Origin of the sequence: Faecalibacterium sp. I2-3-92 (assembly GCF_023347315.1) — a bacterium.
GTDB classification, from domain to species: domain Bacteria; phylum Bacillota; class Clostridia; order Oscillospirales; family Ruminococcaceae; genus Faecalibacterium; species Faecalibacterium duncaniae.
On record NZ_CP094470.1, the window covers coordinates 2,307,199 to 2,324,161 of the forward strand.

The 16,963-nt window shown below is 54.6% G+C and carries 18 protein-coding genes, 1 tRNA gene and 4 pseudogenes; 12 read left to right on the forward strand and 11 right to left on the reverse strand.

Going from position 1 to position 16,963, the window contains the following annotated elements; genetic code table 11:
• Positions 1 to 3: 3 nt before the first annotated feature.
• The 5 genes from MTP42_RS11220 to MTP42_RS11240 form a co-directional block, all read right to left on the reverse strand.
• Positions 4 to 558 carry a TRAP transporter small permease gene (locus MTP42_RS11220; protein WP_005939311.1) on the reverse strand — a complete coding sequence of 185 codons (555 nt, stop codon included), beginning with the start codon at positions 556 to 558 and terminating at the stop codon, positions 4 to 6.
• A gap of 11 nt (positions 559 to 569) precedes the next feature.
• Positions 570 to 1,604: a TRAP transporter substrate-binding protein gene (locus MTP42_RS11225; protein WP_249257337.1), complete on the reverse strand. Its 1,035-nt coding sequence runs from the start codon at positions 1,602 to 1,604 to the stop codon at positions 570 to 572.
• A gap of 215 nt (positions 1,605 to 1,819) precedes the next feature.
• Entirely contained in the window at positions 1,820 to 2,611 is a 792-nt protein-coding gene (locus MTP42_RS11230) for a response regulator transcription factor (RefSeq protein WP_249257338.1), read from the reverse strand.
• On the reverse strand, positions 2,608 to 4,095 hold the full coding sequence (locus MTP42_RS11235) for a sensor histidine kinase (protein ID WP_249257339.1): 1,488 nt from the start codon (positions 4,093 to 4,095) through the stop codon (positions 2,608 to 2,610). Before MTP42_RS11235 ends, MTP42_RS11230 begins: the two co-directional genes overlap by 4 nt.
• A gap of 131 nt (positions 4,096 to 4,226) precedes the next feature.
• Positions 4,227 to 4,892: a Crp/Fnr family transcriptional regulator gene (locus MTP42_RS11240; protein ID WP_249257340.1), complete on the reverse strand. Its 666-nt coding sequence runs from the start codon at positions 4,890 to 4,892 to the stop codon at positions 4,227 to 4,229.
• Between the two features lie 99 nt (positions 4,893 to 4,991).
• Between MTP42_RS11240 and MTP42_RS11245 the strand changes: the two genes are divergently transcribed.
• Positions 4,992 to 5,711 (forward strand): ATP-binding protein, encoded by a 720-nt coding sequence (locus tag MTP42_RS11245; RefSeq protein ID WP_249257341.1) that lies wholly within the window; start codon positions 4,992 to 4,994, stop codon positions 5,709 to 5,711.
• 166 nt (positions 5,712 to 5,877) lie between these two features.
• On the opposite strand, the gene MTP42_RS14765 is transcribed toward MTP42_RS11245, so the two are convergent.
• Positions 5,878 to 6,054, reverse strand: a complete 177-nt coding sequence (locus tag MTP42_RS14765) for an IS3 family transposase (RefSeq protein WP_442899436.1) — start codon at positions 6,052 to 6,054, stop codon at positions 5,878 to 5,880.
• 15 nt (positions 6,055 to 6,069) lie between these two features.
• Between MTP42_RS14765 and MTP42_RS11250 the strand changes: the two are divergent.
• From MTP42_RS11250 to MTP42_RS14770, 5 genes and pseudogenes are all read left to right on the forward strand, one after another.
• Positions 6,070 to 6,198: pseudogene (locus MTP42_RS11250) on the forward strand (Maff2 family mobile element protein); the annotation flags it as partial.
• Positions 6,199 to 6,424: 226 nt separating this feature from the next.
• Positions 6,425 to 7,090, forward strand: coding sequence for a DUF3796 domain-containing protein (locus tag MTP42_RS11255; RefSeq protein WP_050540877.1), 666 nt, complete (start codon positions 6,425 to 6,427; stop codon positions 7,088 to 7,090).
• Positions 7,091 to 7,092: 2 nt separating this feature from the next.
• Entirely contained in the window at positions 7,093 to 7,293 is a 201-nt protein-coding gene (locus tag MTP42_RS11260) for a helix-turn-helix transcriptional regulator (RefSeq protein WP_032747079.1), read from the forward strand.
• A 105-nt stretch (positions 7,294 to 7,398) separates the two neighbouring features.
• Positions 7,399 to 7,677: pseudogene (locus MTP42_RS11265) on the forward strand (DUF4368 domain-containing protein); the annotation flags it as partial.
• An 89-nt stretch (positions 7,678 to 7,766) separates the two neighbouring features.
• Positions 7,767 to 7,844 (forward strand): annotated as a pseudogene (locus MTP42_RS14770) (Maff2 family mobile element protein); the annotation flags it as partial.
• 33 nt (positions 7,845 to 7,877) lie between these two features.
• On the opposite strand, the gene MTP42_RS11275 reads toward MTP42_RS14770, so the two are convergent.
• The gene (locus MTP42_RS11275) at positions 7,878 to 8,852 is read right to left on the reverse strand and encodes a Fic family protein (protein WP_249257344.1); all 975 of its coding nucleotides are present in this window, start codon (positions 8,850 to 8,852) and stop codon (positions 7,878 to 7,880) included.
• Positions 8,853 to 9,015: 163 nt separating this feature from the next.
• On the opposite strand from MTP42_RS11275, the pseudogene MTP42_RS11280 reads away from it, so the two are divergent.
• Positions 9,016 to 9,300, forward strand: a pseudogene (locus MTP42_RS11280) (tyrosine-type recombinase/integrase); the annotation flags it as partial.
• A gap of 70 nt (positions 9,301 to 9,370) precedes the next feature.
• On the opposite strand, the gene MTP42_RS11285 reads toward MTP42_RS11280, so the two are convergent.
• Positions 9,371 to 9,454, reverse strand: a tRNA-Leu gene (locus MTP42_RS11285).
• A gap of 142 nt (positions 9,455 to 9,596) precedes the next feature.
• On the opposite strand from MTP42_RS11285, the gene MTP42_RS11290 reads away from it, so the two are divergent.
• Together MTP42_RS11290 and MTP42_RS11295 are read left to right on the forward strand one after the other, a co-directional pair.
• Positions 9,597 to 10,076: a hypothetical protein gene (locus MTP42_RS11290; protein WP_249257345.1), complete on the forward strand. Its 480-nt coding sequence runs from the start codon at positions 9,597 to 9,599 to the stop codon at positions 10,074 to 10,076.
• Positions 10,077 to 10,261: 185 nt separating this feature from the next.
• A complete protein-coding gene (locus MTP42_RS11295) occupies positions 10,262 to 10,594 on the forward strand; it encodes a DUF6465 family protein (RefSeq protein ID WP_035393739.1) in 333 nt (110 codons plus the stop codon).
• A 131-nt stretch (positions 10,595 to 10,725) separates the two neighbouring features.
• Here the strand turns inward: MTP42_RS11295 and MTP42_RS11300 are convergent, their stop codons facing one another.
• The 3 genes from MTP42_RS11300 to MTP42_RS11310 all read right to left on the reverse strand — a co-directional run bounded on the left by MTP42_RS11300 (position 10,726) and on the right by MTP42_RS11310 (position 13,323).
• A complete protein-coding gene (locus tag MTP42_RS11300) occupies positions 10,726 to 11,325 on the reverse strand; it encodes an ECF transporter S component (protein WP_005931752.1) in 600 nt (199 codons plus the stop codon).
• Between the two features lie 102 nt (positions 11,326 to 11,427).
• A complete protein-coding gene (locus MTP42_RS11305; protein WP_249257346.1) occupies positions 11,428 to 12,411 on the reverse strand; it encodes a Gfo/Idh/MocA family protein in 984 nt (327 codons plus the stop codon).
• 24 nt (positions 12,412 to 12,435) lie between these two features.
• Positions 12,436 to 13,323 (reverse strand): type III pantothenate kinase, encoded by an 888-nt coding sequence (locus tag MTP42_RS11310; RefSeq protein ID WP_005931758.1) that lies wholly within the window; start codon positions 13,321 to 13,323, stop codon positions 12,436 to 12,438.
• A 251-nt stretch (positions 13,324 to 13,574) separates the two neighbouring features.
• Here MTP42_RS11310 and coaBC point away from each other — a divergent pair, with 251 nt between their 5' ends.
• The 3 genes from coaBC (at position 13,575) to MTP42_RS11325 (ending at position 16,950) form a co-directional block, all read left to right on the forward strand.
• Positions 13,575 to 14,771 (forward strand): bifunctional phosphopantothenoylcysteine decarboxylase/phosphopantothenate--cysteine ligase CoaBC, encoded by a 1,197-nt coding sequence (coaBC, locus tag MTP42_RS11315; protein ID WP_227611839.1) that lies wholly within the window; start codon positions 13,575 to 13,577, stop codon positions 14,769 to 14,771.
• 206 nt (positions 14,772 to 14,977) lie between these two features.
• Positions 14,978 to 15,919, forward strand: a complete 942-nt coding sequence (locus MTP42_RS11320) for an ABC transporter permease (RefSeq protein WP_227611838.1) — start codon at positions 14,978 to 14,980, stop codon at positions 15,917 to 15,919.
• Between the two features lie 11 nt (positions 15,920 to 15,930).
• Positions 15,931 to 16,950 (forward strand): ABC transporter permease, encoded by a 1,020-nt coding sequence (locus tag MTP42_RS11325; protein WP_442899437.1) that lies wholly within the window; start codon positions 15,931 to 15,933, stop codon positions 16,948 to 16,950.
• The last annotated feature ends 13 nt before the right edge of the window (positions 16,951 to 16,963 follow it).

Consider the following 16,963-nt stretch of genomic DNA (forward strand, 5'->3'; position numbering starts at 1 on the left):
AGCTTAGTCCTCCTTATTTTCCTTGTCGGCATCGGCAGCCATTTCGGCTTCCACTTTTGCAAAGTCTGCATCTTCCGGGGTATCCAGACAGATGGAGCCGTTTGCAATGCCGATAATGTTCAGCACGGAATACACCAGAATGATCACGCCGCAGATGGGCATGACCCAGTAGAACACGCCCACGGCAACGCCCAGCGAGGAGGTCTGCTGTCCCATAGCCAGCTGGGACACCTGAAAACCGCCGAACACCAGAATGGTCGCAGAGAAGATGAAGGCGATGACCTCGGCAAAGATGTGGAACGCCTTGCGCATGGTGGGGTTGAACCGGTCCACCAGCACGGGAATGTTCATGTGGCCGCGCTCGCCGGAGACGATGGTGGCACCCAGCATGGTGCTCCAGCCGAACAGATAACCCACCAGTTCCTCCGACCATGTGGAGGGAGAGTTGAAGATGTAACGCACGATGACCTGATAGGTGGTCAGCACCACCATGACCGTCATGCTCAGACCTGCCAGCAGGTTGAGCACCTTGTTCAGGGTATTTCTCAGTTTTTCCATGATGCTCCTCCTCAGTCCGCAGTATGGGCAGCGTTGTGCTGCTGGATCAGGTCATAAATGGGCTGCAGTTCCGGGTTTGCTGCCAGCACGGAATCGTGCAGGGGGGCCATAGCCTCCTGAAACGGTGCAGTGTCCGGGTAAATAAAGTTGACGTGCTGCTCGTTCTCGGCCTTATCTTTCGCCTCAGCCACAGCATCCTCCCAGGCGTCCTGCTCGGTGCTTTTCACAATCTGGAAGCCCTCTTCAAAGATCGCACGCTCCTCGTTGCTGAGTTCGTTCAGGAAGGCGTAGTTTGCCACCAGCAGATCCGGCACCATCTGGTGCATATCGTAGGAGTAATACTTGCAGATATCGCCGTGACCGTTATCAGTCAGTGCCAACTCGTTGTTCTCGGCACCATCCAGAATACCGGCCTGCAGTGCGGTGTACACATCGCCGAAGCCCATGGGCGTAGCGGTGCCGCCCAGCAGACGCATCATTTCCACGTTGGTGGGCGACTGCTGCACGCGAATCTTCAGACCCTTCAAGTCGGAGGGCTGATTGATGGGGGTCTTGATGGTGTAGAAGTTGCGGGTGCCGGCATCCAGCCATGCCACCGTTTCCAGACCGGCCTTGGAGGTCGTCTTGAAAATGGGGTCCGTCACCTCGGGGTCGTCCATCGCCTCGTGGTAAGCTTCTACGCTGGAGAACAGGTAAGGCAGGTTGAAGATTTGGTATTTGGCACTGAAGGTCTCCATGATGGCAGTGGACGCCACCACAAAGTCGATGGCACCGGTCTGGGTCAGCTGCACCATTTCGGTCTGGGAGCCCAGCAGTTCGCTGGGGTACACCTCCACACGGTACTTGTCGCCCAGCTTCTCGTTGATGTAGTTGGCAAAGGCTTCCAGTCCCAGATGATCCGGGTGGGTCTGGGACTGCACATGGCCGATGCGCACGATCTTGCGGTCATCACCGGTGCCGGCACCGCAGCCGGTAAGCATCATGCTGCTGGTCAGTGCCGCTGCGCCCATCAGCGACAGAAACGTTCTTCTCTTCATGAATGGCATCCTCTCTTTTCGCGTTTTTCTATGATTTTATTTTAACAACTCGTTCATTTTTGTGAAACCGGATTATTTTGTGAAACGCAGCACGATTTTGTCTTTGTTGTATCCAAGTACAATTTTTGTGTTTTTTGGACGAAAGAAACTGGCAAAAATAAAAAAGCACCCGTTCCTCTCCTGCTGACAGGCAGGAAAGAACGAGTGCTTCTTTTGGATCCGATTTATCCTTGTGCCGCTTTTTCCGCTGCGGCTACGCGGTATTCCGAAGGGGTCTGGCCGGTCAGGCGCTTGAACACCCTTGTAAAATAGTTGGCGTCGCTGTAACCCACAGCAGCACCGATATCCTTCAGGCTCAGGCGCGGGTCCAAAATCAGCTGGCGCGCCTTGTTCACCCGGTATTCGTTCAGGTAGGCCGAAAAGTTTACCTTAAAGCACTGCTTGAACAACTTGCAGAAGTAGGCATCCGAGTAGCGCAGCGCAGCGGCGGCATCCTGCATGGAGATATCCTCCCTATAATGGGCGTTGATGAAGCGGCTAATCTCGGCACGGATGATGGCGGTACGCATATCCTCGTCCTCTTCCCGGCGGACAGGCTGTTCAGGCGCAGGGGGCTGTGCCGGGTGGGCAGGCAGCGGCACCGACACCTGCCGGATGGCATCCTCCACCGCGAATACCAGTTCCTGCTCGTTGTAAGGCTTGAGCAGATAGTCCATCGCCCGTACAGAGATCGCCTGCCGTGCATAGTCGAACTTATCAAAGCCGGTCAGGAACAGGATGGCGCAATTTCTGTCTGTTTCTCGGATCTTGCGTGCCACCTCCAGCCCGGTGAGACCCGGCATTTCAATGTCCAGCACAGCCACCTGCGGCGCTTCGCGGGCAAAAATTTCCAGAGCCTCTCTGCCGTTTTTTGCTTCATACAGGCAGATCAGATCTCCCAGATACTTCTGCAAAGTCCGGCACAGCACCTTGCGCTCGATCAATTCATCCTCTGCCACCAGCAATTTGCACTTCACGAGAGCGTCTCCTCCTTTTCTTCCGGCTGCTGCGTCTGCGGGAGCTCAAACCGCACCACAGTACCGTGACCTGCGCGGCTGTATATCTGCATTTTTCCGCCCGGATACAGCATCCCGATACGGCGGGAAATGTTGCCAAGGCCAATGCTGCGGCCGGTCTGCTCGCTCTGAGCGATTCTGGCCTGCACAGCGTCCAGTTCCTCTGGGGTCATTCCCTTGCCGTTGTCTGCAACTGTGAGCACCAGCACATTGCCCTGCATCCATGCCCGCAGCAGGATGCGTCCGCCTTCCTCGCGGGACTTGAGCCCATGCGAGTAAGCGTTTTCCACCACCGGCTGCAGCATAAAGGACGGCACCAAAACCGCCGCAGGCTGCACCCGGATGCTTTTTTCTACGGCTATGCGTCCATCGAACCGCATCTGCTGCAAATAAATGTAGTCCTCCAGCCCGTCCAGTTCCTCTTCCAGCGTGATCTGCTGACGCTTGGTGCGCAGGTTGTGCCGGAACAAACTGCCCAGATGCACGATCATCTGGTCGGTGGTGGCAGCATCCTCCAGCCGCGCCATGCAGGAGATCATGTTCAGGGTGTTGAACAAAAAATGCGGATTCACCTGACTTTTGAGCACCTCCAGCCGGGTGTGCTCCAGATCTTTTTCCAGTGCAAGGTTCCGCACCTCTTCCCGGTGCAAGGCCTGCTGCGTGGTCAGTTGCTGCGCCATGGCGTGCTTCATCTGGTTAAAGGTTCCCGTCAGCCGCCCCACCTCATCGCTGCTTTTCACCGGAAGATCCGGGCTTGAAAGATCCCCCTCGGCAATGCTGCGGGAAGCCTGCGCCAGCCGCAGCAGCGGACGCACAACAGCGCGGCTCAGCACCCGGATGAGCAGCAGCATCAGCACAGCCGCCGTCAGGAACAGCCCCAGATACAGCCACGGCAGATGCCGGATGTGAGCCGCCGTGCTGCTGTAAAGGGCGTTTTCCTGTTCCAGCGTGGCCTGCGTCAGCCGCAGCGCATACTCGGCAAGGTAGTCTTGCAGCGCCATCACATGGTACATCTGTCCAATGTAGGTATCTGCCGAGGGGGAAAGCTGCAAAAAGGCATCCCGCTCCTGCCGGTACCCCGCGTACCCTTGCAAAAGGTTCCATGTACGGGCATAGCGCTCTTCACCGATGCGGACGTAATCGAAGGGCAGGGCCGCAAGGCTCTGCTCGGAAGCGGTGCAGGCGGCGGTATAGGCCTGTTCCGTTTCAGCAGTAGGCTGACGCACATAGCGTGCAAAGGCCTGTGCTTCGTCCTTGAGGGCGTTCTGCACCGTGTAGCAGACGGCGTTGTCGGCCAGCAGCGTATCAAAGGAGCGTAACGTCCACTGACCTGCCATGGTAGCAATGCCAGTGGAAAGCATGGTGACCAGCAAAATTGCGGCAAGCCATGCCGTGACCTTGCGGCGCAGGGATATACCGCCCTGCGCGGTTTTGTTCCGTGCCATACGCTTTCCCTCCTGTCCTTGCAGTACCCGGCCTTTTTTATAAGTATAATGATCTCCCGGGGAAAGTGCAACTGCAAAAAAGCACCGGTTTTCGCAAGGGAGCCGGTGCTTGCAGGCAATGTGCCAGGCTGTCAGCGGGTCAACAACTGAAAATGATTCCGTTTGGTGACCAGCAGCCCTTCCTTTTGCAGCTTGGAAAGCTCCACCGACATGGCAGCACGTTCCACGCAGAGAAAATCCGCCAGCTGCTGACGGTCAAAAGGAATGTCAAAGGAAAGGGAGGACTGCCGGATGGACTCGGCAGACAGGTAGGATAGCAGCTTTTCCCGGGTGGTTCGCTTGCTGACATGGGTGATCTTATCGTTAAAAAGCAGTATTTTGTTTGCCAGAACGCTGACCAGATTGCGGATGAGTTTCTGGTGATGGTCGCAGGCGGTGGGGCAGGAGGTGAGCAGCCGCTTGACGTTCAGCAGCAGAATTTCGCAATCCTCCTCTGCCACCACGCTGATGTTCAGGATGGCACCGGGGGTGGCGGCGTAAGGCTCGCCGAAAAAGTCTCCGGTATTGCACTTGGACAGGATATTGCGGTGTCCCCAAAGGTCCTCCTGGATCACAAGGGTGGAGCCGGACAGCACAAGCCCCATAACCTCTGTGGAATCTCCGGCACGGAAAATGTAGGAGCCCCGGGGTCGGGTGATCTTCGACGCACTGACGCAGTGCAGGATGGACAGGATCTCATCGTCGGTAAGCCCGGTAAAAAAGGGGCAGTTCCGCAGAACAGGCAGATATTTTTGCATAAAAGCCCTCCTTGTTGGAATTCAAACATACAAGTTGCCTTTAGTATACTATAATAAGGATGCAAATGCAAAAAACACCCACAACAGGAGAGTATAGATATGATTCGGAAGATCATCCATATTGACGAAGAAAAATGCAACGGCTGCGGCTTGTGCGCAACCGCCTGCCATGAAGGTGCCATTGATATCATCAACGGCAAAGCAAAGCTGGTGCGGGAAAATTTCTGCGATGGCTTTGGCGACTGCCTGCCGGGCTGCCCCACCGGAGCCATTACCTTTGAAGAGCGGGAAGCCCCTGCCTACGACGAAGCAGCGGTGCAGGAGAACAAAAAGAAAAAGGAATTGCAGGAGAAGATGAAGCATCTCCACGAGGGAGGCTGCCCCGGCTCCCGGATGCGGATGCTGGAACAGACGGAGATCGCAGAAAGTGCAGCGTCTGCCCCCGCGCAGCCGGTCTCCCGCCTGCGCAACTGGCCGGTGCAGATCAAGCTGGCACCTGTCCATGCGCCCTACTTTGAGGGCGCAAAGCTCCTGATTGCAGCGGACTGCACGGCATACGCCTACGCCAATTTCCATCAGGAATTTATGCGCGGCAAGGTGACCCTCATCGGCTGCCCGAAGCTGGACGCTGTGGATTACAGCGAAAAGCTCACCGAGATCCTGCGCAGCAACGACATCCAGAGCGTGACCATCCTCCGCATGGAGGTGCCCTGCTGCGGCGGCTTGGAGATGGCAGCGAAAAAGGCACTTCAAGCCAGCGGAAAGTTCATTCCGTGGCAGGTGGTCACCATCTCCATTGACGGAAAAATTCCGGATTAAAAGTACAGGGCAAACGATATGTACCAAGTTTTCTGGACACTGGATCAAAATTGAATCATTAAGAATCCATCATGGATGCTTCTCTGAATTTATAGCAATTCAACTTTTCAATGCAACAGCAACAACGTTGAATTGCATATCGCAAATATGCTGTTTGAACGTTGCGCTAATTTCTTGACTTGCGATAGAGGGGAGGCATCCATTTTGTTTTCGCTTGGATTCTGCTGTTATTGTAATAGTCAATATACTCGGCAATCGCCTTGGAGAAGGCTTGAAAGGAGGGATAATCCTTTTCAAATCCATAGAACATTTCATTTTTCAGTCTGCCGAAGAAGGTTTCCATAAAGGAGAAACGACTATGGAATTCTTTAACTCTGCTATCGAAGTTCTTCAGACTCTGGTTGTGGCTCTGGGTGCCGGTCTCGGCGTGTGGGGTGCTGCCAACCTGCTGGAAGGTTACGGCGGCGATAACCCCTCCGCCAATGCTCATGTGCGGTAAAGTAACAAATGATAATTTGATAGACAGCAGCCACTATTTCCGAAACACAGACCAATACGAAAAGCTGATGTGGGGATTTTCCTATATCAGCTTTTGTCTTTCTAAGCATTTTTGGGAAAGTGATGTATTTGTATCTTTCCTATTGACAGCCAGCCTTTGAGGTGATATATTTGTCTCGTAAAGCGACAAATATATCTTATAGGAGGACGCCATTATGAAAAAAAGAACGAAACTCACAATTTGCCTGGGCGTGATATGCGCTCTGCTGGTAGCAATATCTTCATGGTACACGATAGCATTTAACAATTCAAGGTTTATTGTGCCTATGGATTTATCTGAATATGTTTTCAGAGTGCAAGACCTGCCTATGATTATTTCCGGCGTACTTCTTACCTTGTATATTGTGAATATTGTTGTGTTGTTTTTGGAATCTATTAAAACAAACAGGCGTAGGGAATTAACCTTGCAATCCACCAGAACAATAAATCCCAAACTGGGTTTTTTAGGTTTATTAGGATTTGCCGGATTTTTGGGATTTTGGACTTACAGCGTTGACAAGACAATTTTTCCTTTTGTTTTTTTCCTGTTTTTCGGCTTTTTCGGATTTTTCTATGAGGGAAAAATGTCAAATACTCTTATAGATGAACGATACAAAGAAAACAAAATGAAAGCGCAAAGTGTAGCGAACAAAACTTCTCTGTCCATTATTTTTCTTGCAATACTCATTTTGGGACAGGGAAAGCTCATGGATAACCTTGAATATACCTTAATTGCTCTTGTTATTGTTATAGCTCTCTCCATAGCACTTGAAATATTCCTTAGCGAATATCTGCTATATCATTATGATAACGATGAACAGTTTGATGAAAGCGAGGAATAAGCGTGCCGGATTTTGAATGTAGATTAAAAAAGTACAGGCTATTAAAGGATTTGACACAAGAGCAGTTAGCGGCACAGGTAGGCGTGCGGCGAGAAACCATTATGCGGCTGGAAAAGGCACAATACAATCCCTCACTTAAACTGGCGATTGATATTTCAAGAGTTGTTGAAGCACCGATTGAAGAAATATTTGTTTTCAAGTGATTTGTGCGGAATTATGCTTATTTTATAGGCAGTTGCGCTAATGTTAATCTGCATTGCTTGCCGCATAGCAGCTATCATGCTATTTTTGATTTACCAAGACAAAGGAGTGGAACACATGAAGCCGAACAGAAACAGGTCAAGAGCCGTTCCGCCGAACTGCAAGCGGAACTGGCAAAGGCACAGGAAGCCACGGTTAATGCGGAAAAGTTTATGAAAGTTGTCCGCAAGTACACCAGCTTTGAGGAATTGACCCATACCCTGCTGCGGGAGTTTATTGAAAAAATCGTTGTCCATGAGTGCAGCTATGACGAGAACGGCACACGCAGACAGGACATTGATATTTATTACAGCTTTGTCGGCAAGGTAGAACTTCCCGACGAATAATGCCCGACCTATCCGACACAGTAGCTAAGTGCCGGATAGGAACGGCAAAAAATTTTACACTTCTATTGCTTCTTTATCACACACAAATAAAGAGTCAGGGCACGAAGCAGCTCATGGCTAGCGGCGGCGTTGCCCTTATTCCTCTGCTGTCTGGTCTGTTCGGCTAAGTGCCGCAGGCGGGTCTTCCCGCCTGTACATAATCAATCTGCCAATTTATATGCCCAATAGCGGCCATTTCGCACTTTGGCGAGCTTTCCTTCTTTTGTCAAAGTGTTCAGGATTCGACTTGCAGTGGCAGGAGAAACATTGAGAAGATTCTGAACATCGACGTTCTGGATAATATGGTTCGTGCGGAGAAAAGCTGCAATCTTCATCCAACGCACTTCTTCCTTACTCTGTGCAACAGGCTGTTCGTTGATTGCTTCGGTCAAAGCCTCTTTGATAATTCCCAGCATAAACTCGATAAAAACAGTTCCTTCCCCCTGTGCGTTAGATTGATTGATTGCTGCGTAATACTCGGCCTGATGGTCGTGAATGATGGATTCGATTGGAAGCCATGCAAACAAGGGGTTCCACTTTGACAGCAGAAGTGTGTGCCAAAGCCGCCCAATACGACCGTTGCCATCCGCAAATGGATGGATCACCTCAAATTCATAATGGAAGACGCAGCTCTTAATTAAAAGCGGTAAAGGACTGTTTTCTGTCCACTGAATCAGTTCCTCCATCAAAGAGGGAACATACTGAGGCAGGGTGCCGAAATGGAGGACATTACCCTTGCTGTCTACTACGCCGACAGGACGAGAGCGAAACTCGCCAGCCTCCCGGACAAGACCCTGCATCATCGTCCGATGTGCAAGCAGAAGATCATCCATCGAATATGGATTCAACTCTGCGAGATGGTCGTAGATTTCGTAGGCGTTTTTTACTTCTGCAATGTCTTTTGGAGGGGCAAGCACACGTTTTCCAGACAGAACAGCCGTCACCTGCTCCAAAGAGAGTGTGTTCTGCTCGATAGCCAGAGAAGAATAAATCGTTCGGATGCGATTCTGGCGGCGCAGAATCGGACTTGTGGAAAGATTCTGGGTGGAACTGATTTTGCCTACCAGTTCGCTGATTTCCATAGCCTCTGAAAGAGCTGCTTCTGTGATTTCAAATGGCGGTTTCTTGTTTCGCACGGTGTATACCTCCCATATCATTTCATCTATCATTCATCAATCAAAATTTTGAAAAAATGATAGATGAAACGAGGCTATTGTTCCATACGGCAGCTTGAGCAGCAACGGAAAGCCCTCTGCGGTTTGCAGTTTTATTGAATGTCCGTGCTCCAAGCTGTGTTTTTATGTAGACCCGATGGGAAAGCGGATTCGGCCCGATTTCCTGAGCCAGCATTTCCCAGATTTTCTGGTAGCACACCAGATGAAGCGTATCCGTTTCCACGACCTGCACCATAGCTGCGCCAGTCTGCTCTATGCCAATGGCGTGAGCCTGAAGGAAATCCAGGAGTGGCTGGGTCACAGTGACATCAGCACAACAAGCAACATTTATACACATCTGGATTTCTCCAGTAAGGTATCTTCTGCCAATGCCATCGTCTGGATCTTCCCGGAGGAGACAAAAGTGTGAAAATGAGCCGGATGCGGGGGATAAAAAAGAAAAGCAGCCTAAAATCTTACGATTCTAAGCTACTTTTCAATGCCGGTGGTGGGGGTCGAACCCACACGTGTTATTAGCACAAGGGATTTTGAGTCCCCCTCGTCTGCCATTCCGACACACCGGCGTATGTAGAACGGTATTATTATAGCGGATTTTCCGTCCAAAATCAAGACGCTATTCCCTTTTGCAGAAAAAAGAATTTTTCGCCTTCCCTTTCCGGGGATTCCGTGGTATCCTTACAGCAAAAAAAGAGCCTGGAGGTTCCTATGAATCACACGTTTTCTGCTCCCGTTACCGCTGCACAGCGTCAGCGGGACACTCTGCTGGGCGCGCTGGTGGGGCTGGCGCGCTCCACGGTCAATGAACCCAAAACGGAGGACACTGACCGCATACTGGCTGCCGGTCTGCGGCTGGCGGCTGACCCCAAGGCCGCCGAGAGCGCGCTGCTCCGGCTGACTGACATCGTTGAAGCCGAGAAGCACCGGGTGGCTCCCAACTGCGCTGCCTGTGCCATGCCCTGCGGAAACACCAGCAATTATGACCTTGCCCGTTTGTGGGGCGCACCCGCAGAAATTTGTGCCCTGAAAGTTCGACTGCTTTCTGCGGTCTGCGTCCTTGCCGGACAAAAAACGACGGCACAAATCCAGAAGGAGATCTGCGATGATCTATTTGTGCTGGCAGAGGACTGGGATGCTGAACTGCTGCTGTCCATCGTCACACGGGCCGAGGGACTGTGCACCCAGTAACTTTTCCAGAAACAAAAAAGCATTTCCTGCCTGAAAACGAACCTTTTTTCACAAAACCTCTTTACAAATGCGCCGCAAAAAACTATTATATAGTTATATGCTGCTGTTTGATGCAAAGTTTTTCTACCGGTGCATTCCGGTATTATTCCCACACGCAAAACTATATGAGAAAGAAGGTAGAATCCATGTCAGTGAAAAAGCCTGTCGTTCCTGCCGCTGCAGAAGCTCCCGCAGCCGAGGCAAAGCCCGCACGCAAGACCGCAAAGTCCGCTGTCAAAACGGAGAAAGCCCCCAAAACGGAAAAGACCGCCCACAAGGGCCGTCCCCCGCTTTCCCCTGAGATCTACGTTGAATTTGCCGGCAAGCAGTATAACATCACCGATCTTGTGGACCGCGCCAAGGCCGATTACCGCCTGACCCACAAGGTGGGCGTGCAGTCCTGCAAGATCTACGTCAAGCCTGAGGAAGAGGCCGCCTACTATGTCGTCAACAAGGTCGGCGGCAAGCTGCCTCTGTAAAGGCTGTGTTTCTGTTTTTCACCGCACAGAAAAAGACCAGAGCTGTTCTGCCAAGTGGCAGTTCAGTTCTGGTCTTTTGTTTTACAATGTTACAAACCCATACGCTCTTCCCTGACGCGGAACGCGGGGTCTTACTTCAGGAACTTATGCACGGCGCGGGCCACGATGCCGCCCAGGATGCCGGAGACGAGGAACTCAGCCACGCCCTGGACACCAACCAGCAGCACAACGAACATCAGGGGGTTGGCAGCGCCCTTAACGGACACCAGGTTCTGGACATAGTCGCAGTTGTAGAACGCCAGCACGATATAGCCCATGAAGAACAGAGTGTTCAGGGCCGGAGCGCACATGGCGCTGACGATATAGCTCCAGGTGCGGCTCTTATCCAGCTTGCTCAGGCCGTTGAAGATCAGGCCCACACACACGCCCATCAGCACACGCATGCCCACGCAGAGGATAAAGGTGTTGACAGGGCTGACCTGGAACAGAGCGCCGGTCATAGCGGAAGCACCGGTAATGGCATCATAGAAGCTCACCGCGCCGAACACGCCGCCCAGCACAGCACCGGCCACAGGGCCCATGGTGATGGCACCCACCGCAATGGGCAGGGTCAGGAAGCTCATGTAAAGCGGGCCCATGGGCACACTGCCCAGGCCGATGGCCTTCATTACAAGCTCGATGGCGACCAGCAGTGCCAGTCGGGTGAGAGTGCGAAGATCGTTGTTTTTCATAATTCAGTTTTCCTCCTGCTGCCGTTCCGCCCTATACGTCGGATACGGCGCAAATCTGGTTTTTTCTGTCAGGGAATCTATAAATAAGCGGGCAAGCCCACCTTATTTATCACAGGGAAATTTGATGTCGGCGCTCCGCCGGGCCACGGTCAGCACACGGCTGACGGCCACGGAGGTATCCAGCATCCGGCTGCACAGCTCCTGGTCACCGCCCTCGATGGCCCTGGCAAAGGCGTGGAACTCCGCCGCCTGCCGGGGTCTGCCGCCGTTCAGGTTGAAGTGCTCTTCCTTGCCCTGATTGGGGTGGAAGGTCACGCCACCGCACCAGTTGGCCGTGGATTTCTGCAGGATATAGCCCTTTGTGCCCTGGATGACATACCGGGCAGGCGCACCGCAGTCCTTGGCGGCCATGCTGACTGCCTTGAAGCTGTTGTACTCCATGGTCAGGATACCACTGGTGTCGATGCCGCGCTCCATGTTGGCCAGGTAGTGCACCTGGTTCGGCTCACCGAACAGGCCCACGATATAGCTGATGTTGTAGACGTTCAGATCCATCAGGGCACCGCCCGCACACTCCGGGTCAAAGGAGACCGGCGTTTCCCCGGCACAGAAGGCATCGTAGCGGCTGGAATACTGGCTGAAATTGCACTGCACCAGCTTCACCCTGCCAATGCGGGGCAGCAGCTCCCGGATCTTGTTGTAGTTTTCGAGGTACTGGGTGGTCATGGCCTCAAACAGGAACACCTTTTTGCGGCGGGCCAACGCCGCCAGCTCCTCGGTCTGGGCAGCGGTGCAGGCCATGGGCTTTTCCACAATGACATGCTTCCCCGCTTCCAGCGCCACCTTGGCATAGCGGTAATGCTGCAGGTTGGGCACGGCCAGATAGATCACGTCCACCCACTGCAATAATTCAAAATAGTTCGTGGTGTGCTGGGGAATGCCGTACTGTTCGCACATCTCGGCGGCCACCGGCGCACTGCGCTGGGTGCTGCAGAGCGCCTGCACCGTAAAGGGGCAGTCCGGCCCTGCCAGCCAGGGCAGAAACTCCCGCACGATCATCCCCGTGCCCAGGATCCCTAGTTTCATTGTTCTCTCCATCCTGTTTCGTCGTCAGCCGTTTTTGTTCTTCTCCTCGCGGCGTTCCCGGCGCTGGGAGCGGGGACGGCGGCCCCGGCGGAAATTGTTGTTCGGGTTCCGCCGCCTGCCACCGGCGGCATAGTGCGGCTGAGGAGCATTCATCTGGTACAGCAGTGCCAGCCCCTTCAGCAGCAGCTCCGGGTCGTAGGTCAGCGGATGGCGGCAGAGCGGCGTGACATACTTTGCCAGCCCGCCCGTGACCACCAGGGTGGCCGGGCGGCCCAGCTCTTCCTCAATGCGCTGGGTGATGCCGTCCAGCAGGACTGCCGTGCCCAGCACAGAGCCCGAAAGCATACAGCTCTCAGTGTTCACACCAATGGCTGCTTTGGGGGAGCTCAGCCGCACCTGCGGCAGCTGGGCACAGCGCTCCCCCAGAGCCCGCAGGCCGGTGGAAAGCCCCGGGCAGATCACACCGCCCCGGAATACCCGGTTCTCATCCACAACATTAAATGTAGTGGCAGTGCCCAGATCCACGGTGATGACCGGCAGCGGGAAGTTCGCCGCAGCGTAAGCGGCATCCACCAGCCGGTCCTTGCCCACGGCATGGGGGTCAGGCACCCCCATGGTCAGGCCTGTGCGGATCTCCGGCGAAACGATGACCGGCTTTTTGCCGGTGTAATAGCGGGCGCACTCAGCCAGTGCCCCGGTGATCTGGGGCACTACGCTGGTCAGCACCGCGCCCTCGAACCGGATGGGCTTTTCCGGGTGGCGGCGGTGAGCAAACACCTTTTCCATTTCAATGCGGTATTCCGCGGCGGTACGGGTGCGCACCGTATCCATGTGGGCCACAAAGCATACACGTCCGTCCTTGATGCCGCCCAGGGCGACGGTGGTGTTGCCTATATCAATGGCTAAGATCATATTTTACCTTTCCTGCAAAACCTCTCAGGCGCTTTGCTCCGGCTCCCCTGCCAGAGGAGCCGGGTGGCTTGCCTCTCCCGGCAGGAGCGGCTGCAAAGACGCAGACCTTGACGGAGAGGTTTTATTCTAAGTCAAGCTATTTTACCGCATTTTTGCGCTGGATACAAGACCCAACCGAAAGATTTTGTTGTGCTGGCGGTGATTTTGGATTATACTAAAGAGGCAAACCCGCAAAACAGGAGGTTTTTTGGATGGATCTGCAGGGCAAATGCGTCCTTTTGGGCGTTACCGGCGGCATTGCCGCCTATAAAATGGCAAATGTGGCCAGCGCACTCAAAAAGCTGGGGGCAGACGTGGAGGTCATTATGACCGAGAACGCCACCCATTTCATCACCCCTCTCGTCTTTGAAACGCTGACCGGCCACAAATGCATGGTGGATACCTTCGACCGCGATTTCAAGTTCGAGGTCACCCACATCTCGCTGGCCAAAAAGGCGGATGTCGTTCTGGTGGCACCGGCCACGGCCAATGTCATTGCCAAAATGGCCCACGGCATTGCCGATGATATGCTCACCACCGTGGTGCTTGCGGCCAGATGCCCCAAGCTGGTCAGCCCGGCCATGAACACCGGGATGCTGGAAAACCCCATCACGCAGGACAACCTCAGAACGCTGGAGCACTACGGCTTCACGGTCATCCCCTCTGAGAGCGGGATGCTGGCCTGCAAGGATGTGGGCAGCGGCCGCCTGCCCAAGGAGGATGTGCTCATCGAGTATATCCTGCACACCATCGCCCGGCCCAAGGATCTGGCCGGTGTCCGCATCGCTGTGACCGCCGGGCCCACGCAGGAGCCGCTGGACCCCGTGCGCTACCTGACCAACCACTCTACCGGCAAGATGGGCTATGCCATCGCCCGGGCCGCCGCCATGCGGGGAGCAGAGGTCACCCTCATCCACGGCCACACCGACCTGCCGCCGGTCCGCTTTACCACCGATGTTCCCATTACCACGGCGCAGGATATGTACGATGCCGTGACCAGCCGCTTTGAGGAGATGGACGTGCTGGTGATGGCTGCCGCCGTGGCAGACTACCGCCCCGTGACGGTGGCAAGTGACAAGATCAAGAAAAAGGACGGCGACCTCTCCATCCCTGTGGAGCGCACCGCCGACATTCTGGGCACCATCGGCCCGAAAAAGACCCACCAGTTCCTCTGCGGTTTTTCCATGGAGACCCGGGATATGGTGGAAAACTCCACGGCCAAGCTGACCCGGAAGAATCTGGACATGGTGGTGGCCAACAACCTGAAGGTCGCCGGAGCCGGTTTTGGGGTGGACACCAACGTGGTCACCTTCATCACCCCCGACGGCACCCGGGAGCTGCCCCTGATGAGCAAGGCCGATGTGGCCGATGCCATTCTGGATGAGATTTTGAAGCGCAGAGGTTTATAAAAACTTTTATCCCTCTCCGTCAACCCGGCGGAGAGGGTTGTTTTTGTAAGAAAAACGTTCACTTTACCCTGCTTTTACAAAAACATTTTTCAAAATCCGGGTAAATCACTTTCCAAAAGTGCAATTTTGATGTATTCTATTCCTATCCGCTGTTCAGGACCACTGTCCGCGGAGGAACCACAAACGAAAGAGGGGTGCGCACAGATATGCTGAAATATCTGTCAAAACGCATCGGGCGTTCCATCCTGACGCTGTTCGTCATTGTAACGCTCGTGTTCTGCCTGCTGCGGCTGATGCCGGTGGAAGGCTACTTTGCAAACTACGAAAAAATGACCGAGGCCCAGATCCAGGCGGGCCTGCAGTCCATGGGCCTGCTGGACCCGCTGCCGGTGCAGATCGGCCGCTTCTGGTGGAATGCCCTCCACGGCGACCTGGGCGTGAGCCATATTTATAAGGTAAATGCCTCGGTCACCGGCATCCTGGCCAAAAAGCTGCCCATCTCCATCCAGATGGGCGTGTTCGCCATGCTGCTGAGCCTGGTCATCGGCATTCCCATGGGCCTGCTGATGGGCCGGTTCAAGAACCGCTGGCCGGATAAGATCGGCACCGCCATCATCGTGCTCATTCAGGCTGTGCCTGCCGCCGTGTATTACCTTTATATTCAGATGTACGGCACCACCGCCCTGGGCGTAGGTCTGTTGTTTGATGCCTCCGACTGGCGGTACTGGGTGCTGCCGGTCTGCTCCATGAGCCTGGGCAACGTGGCATTCTACGCCATGTGGCTGCGCCGCTACATGGTGGACGAGAGCAACAAGGATTACGTCCGGCTGGCACTGGCCAAGGGTGTGAGCGAGAGCAACATCGCCCTGCGCCACATCTTCCGCAACGCCATGGTGCCGCTGGTGCAGTATATTCCCTCTGCCTTCCTGAACACTGTGGTCGGCTCCATCTACATCGAGAGCCTGTATTCCATCCCCGGCATGGGCGGCCTGCTGGTCACCTGCGTCCAGCGCCACGACAACACCATGGTGCAGGGCATCGTGCTGCTGTACGCCTGCGTGGGCATCATCGGCCTGATCCTGGGCGATCTGCTCATGGTGCTCATCGATCCCCGCATCAACTTTGGCAAGAAAGAAGGTGGCCGATAATGCTGTTCCACATGAAAGATCACAAGGCAGCTGTTCTGGAAAACGACCTGAACAAGCTGCAGAAAGACGGCCCCGCCGCTTGGGCCGACCTGCCCGAGGACGAGTTGTTCACCCCCGCCGGGTTCAGCGATGAGCGTGCCGAGGCCACCTCCTACTCCAATTACAGCTATTGGGGCAGCACCTTCCGTGCTTTCTTCAAGAATAAGATCGCCGTGGCCCTGCTCATTGCACTGGTGTTCGTGGTGGGCTTTGCCTTTTTGCAGCCCTATCTGCCCGGTCAGGCAGATCCCAATCTCTGTCAGGTAGACTCTACCACCGGTATCCAGTTCCGCAATATCGCCCCCGGGGAAGAGGGCTTTATCTGGGGTTCCAACGCCATCGGCCAGGACCTGTGGGCCCGCATCTGGGCCGGCGCACGCACCAGTCTGACCATCGCCTTCTTCGTGGCCCTCATCGAGGCCGTGGTGGGCATCACGGTGGGCGTGCTCTGGGGCTATGTCCGCCAGCTCGATTTCTTCTTCACCGAGCTGTACAACATCTGCGATAACATCCCCTCCACCATCATCCTGATCCTGATCTCCTATGTCGCATCCCCCAGCATCCAGACCCTGATCCTGGGCATGTCCATCACGGGCTGGATCGCCATGGCGCGCTTTATCCGCAACCAGATCCTGATCATCCGCGACCGTGATTACAACGTGGCTTCCCGCTGCATCGGCACCCCCATCCGCCGCATCGTGCTGCGCAACCTGCTGCCCTATCTGGTATCGGTCATCATGCTGCGCATGGCCCTGACCATCCCTGCCGCCATCGGCAGCGAGGTGTTCATCACCTATATCGGCCTGGGCCTTTCTGTGGAAACGCCCTCTCTGGGCAACCTGATCAACGACGGCCGCAAGGTGATGATGCAGGCGGGCCTGCGGTACCAGCTGCTCTACCCCACCATCATCCTGAGCTTTGTCACCATTGCGTTCTACCTCATCGGCAACGCCTTCTCGGATGCTGCCGACCCGAAGAACCACCTGCAGTAAGGAGGGACAGAAG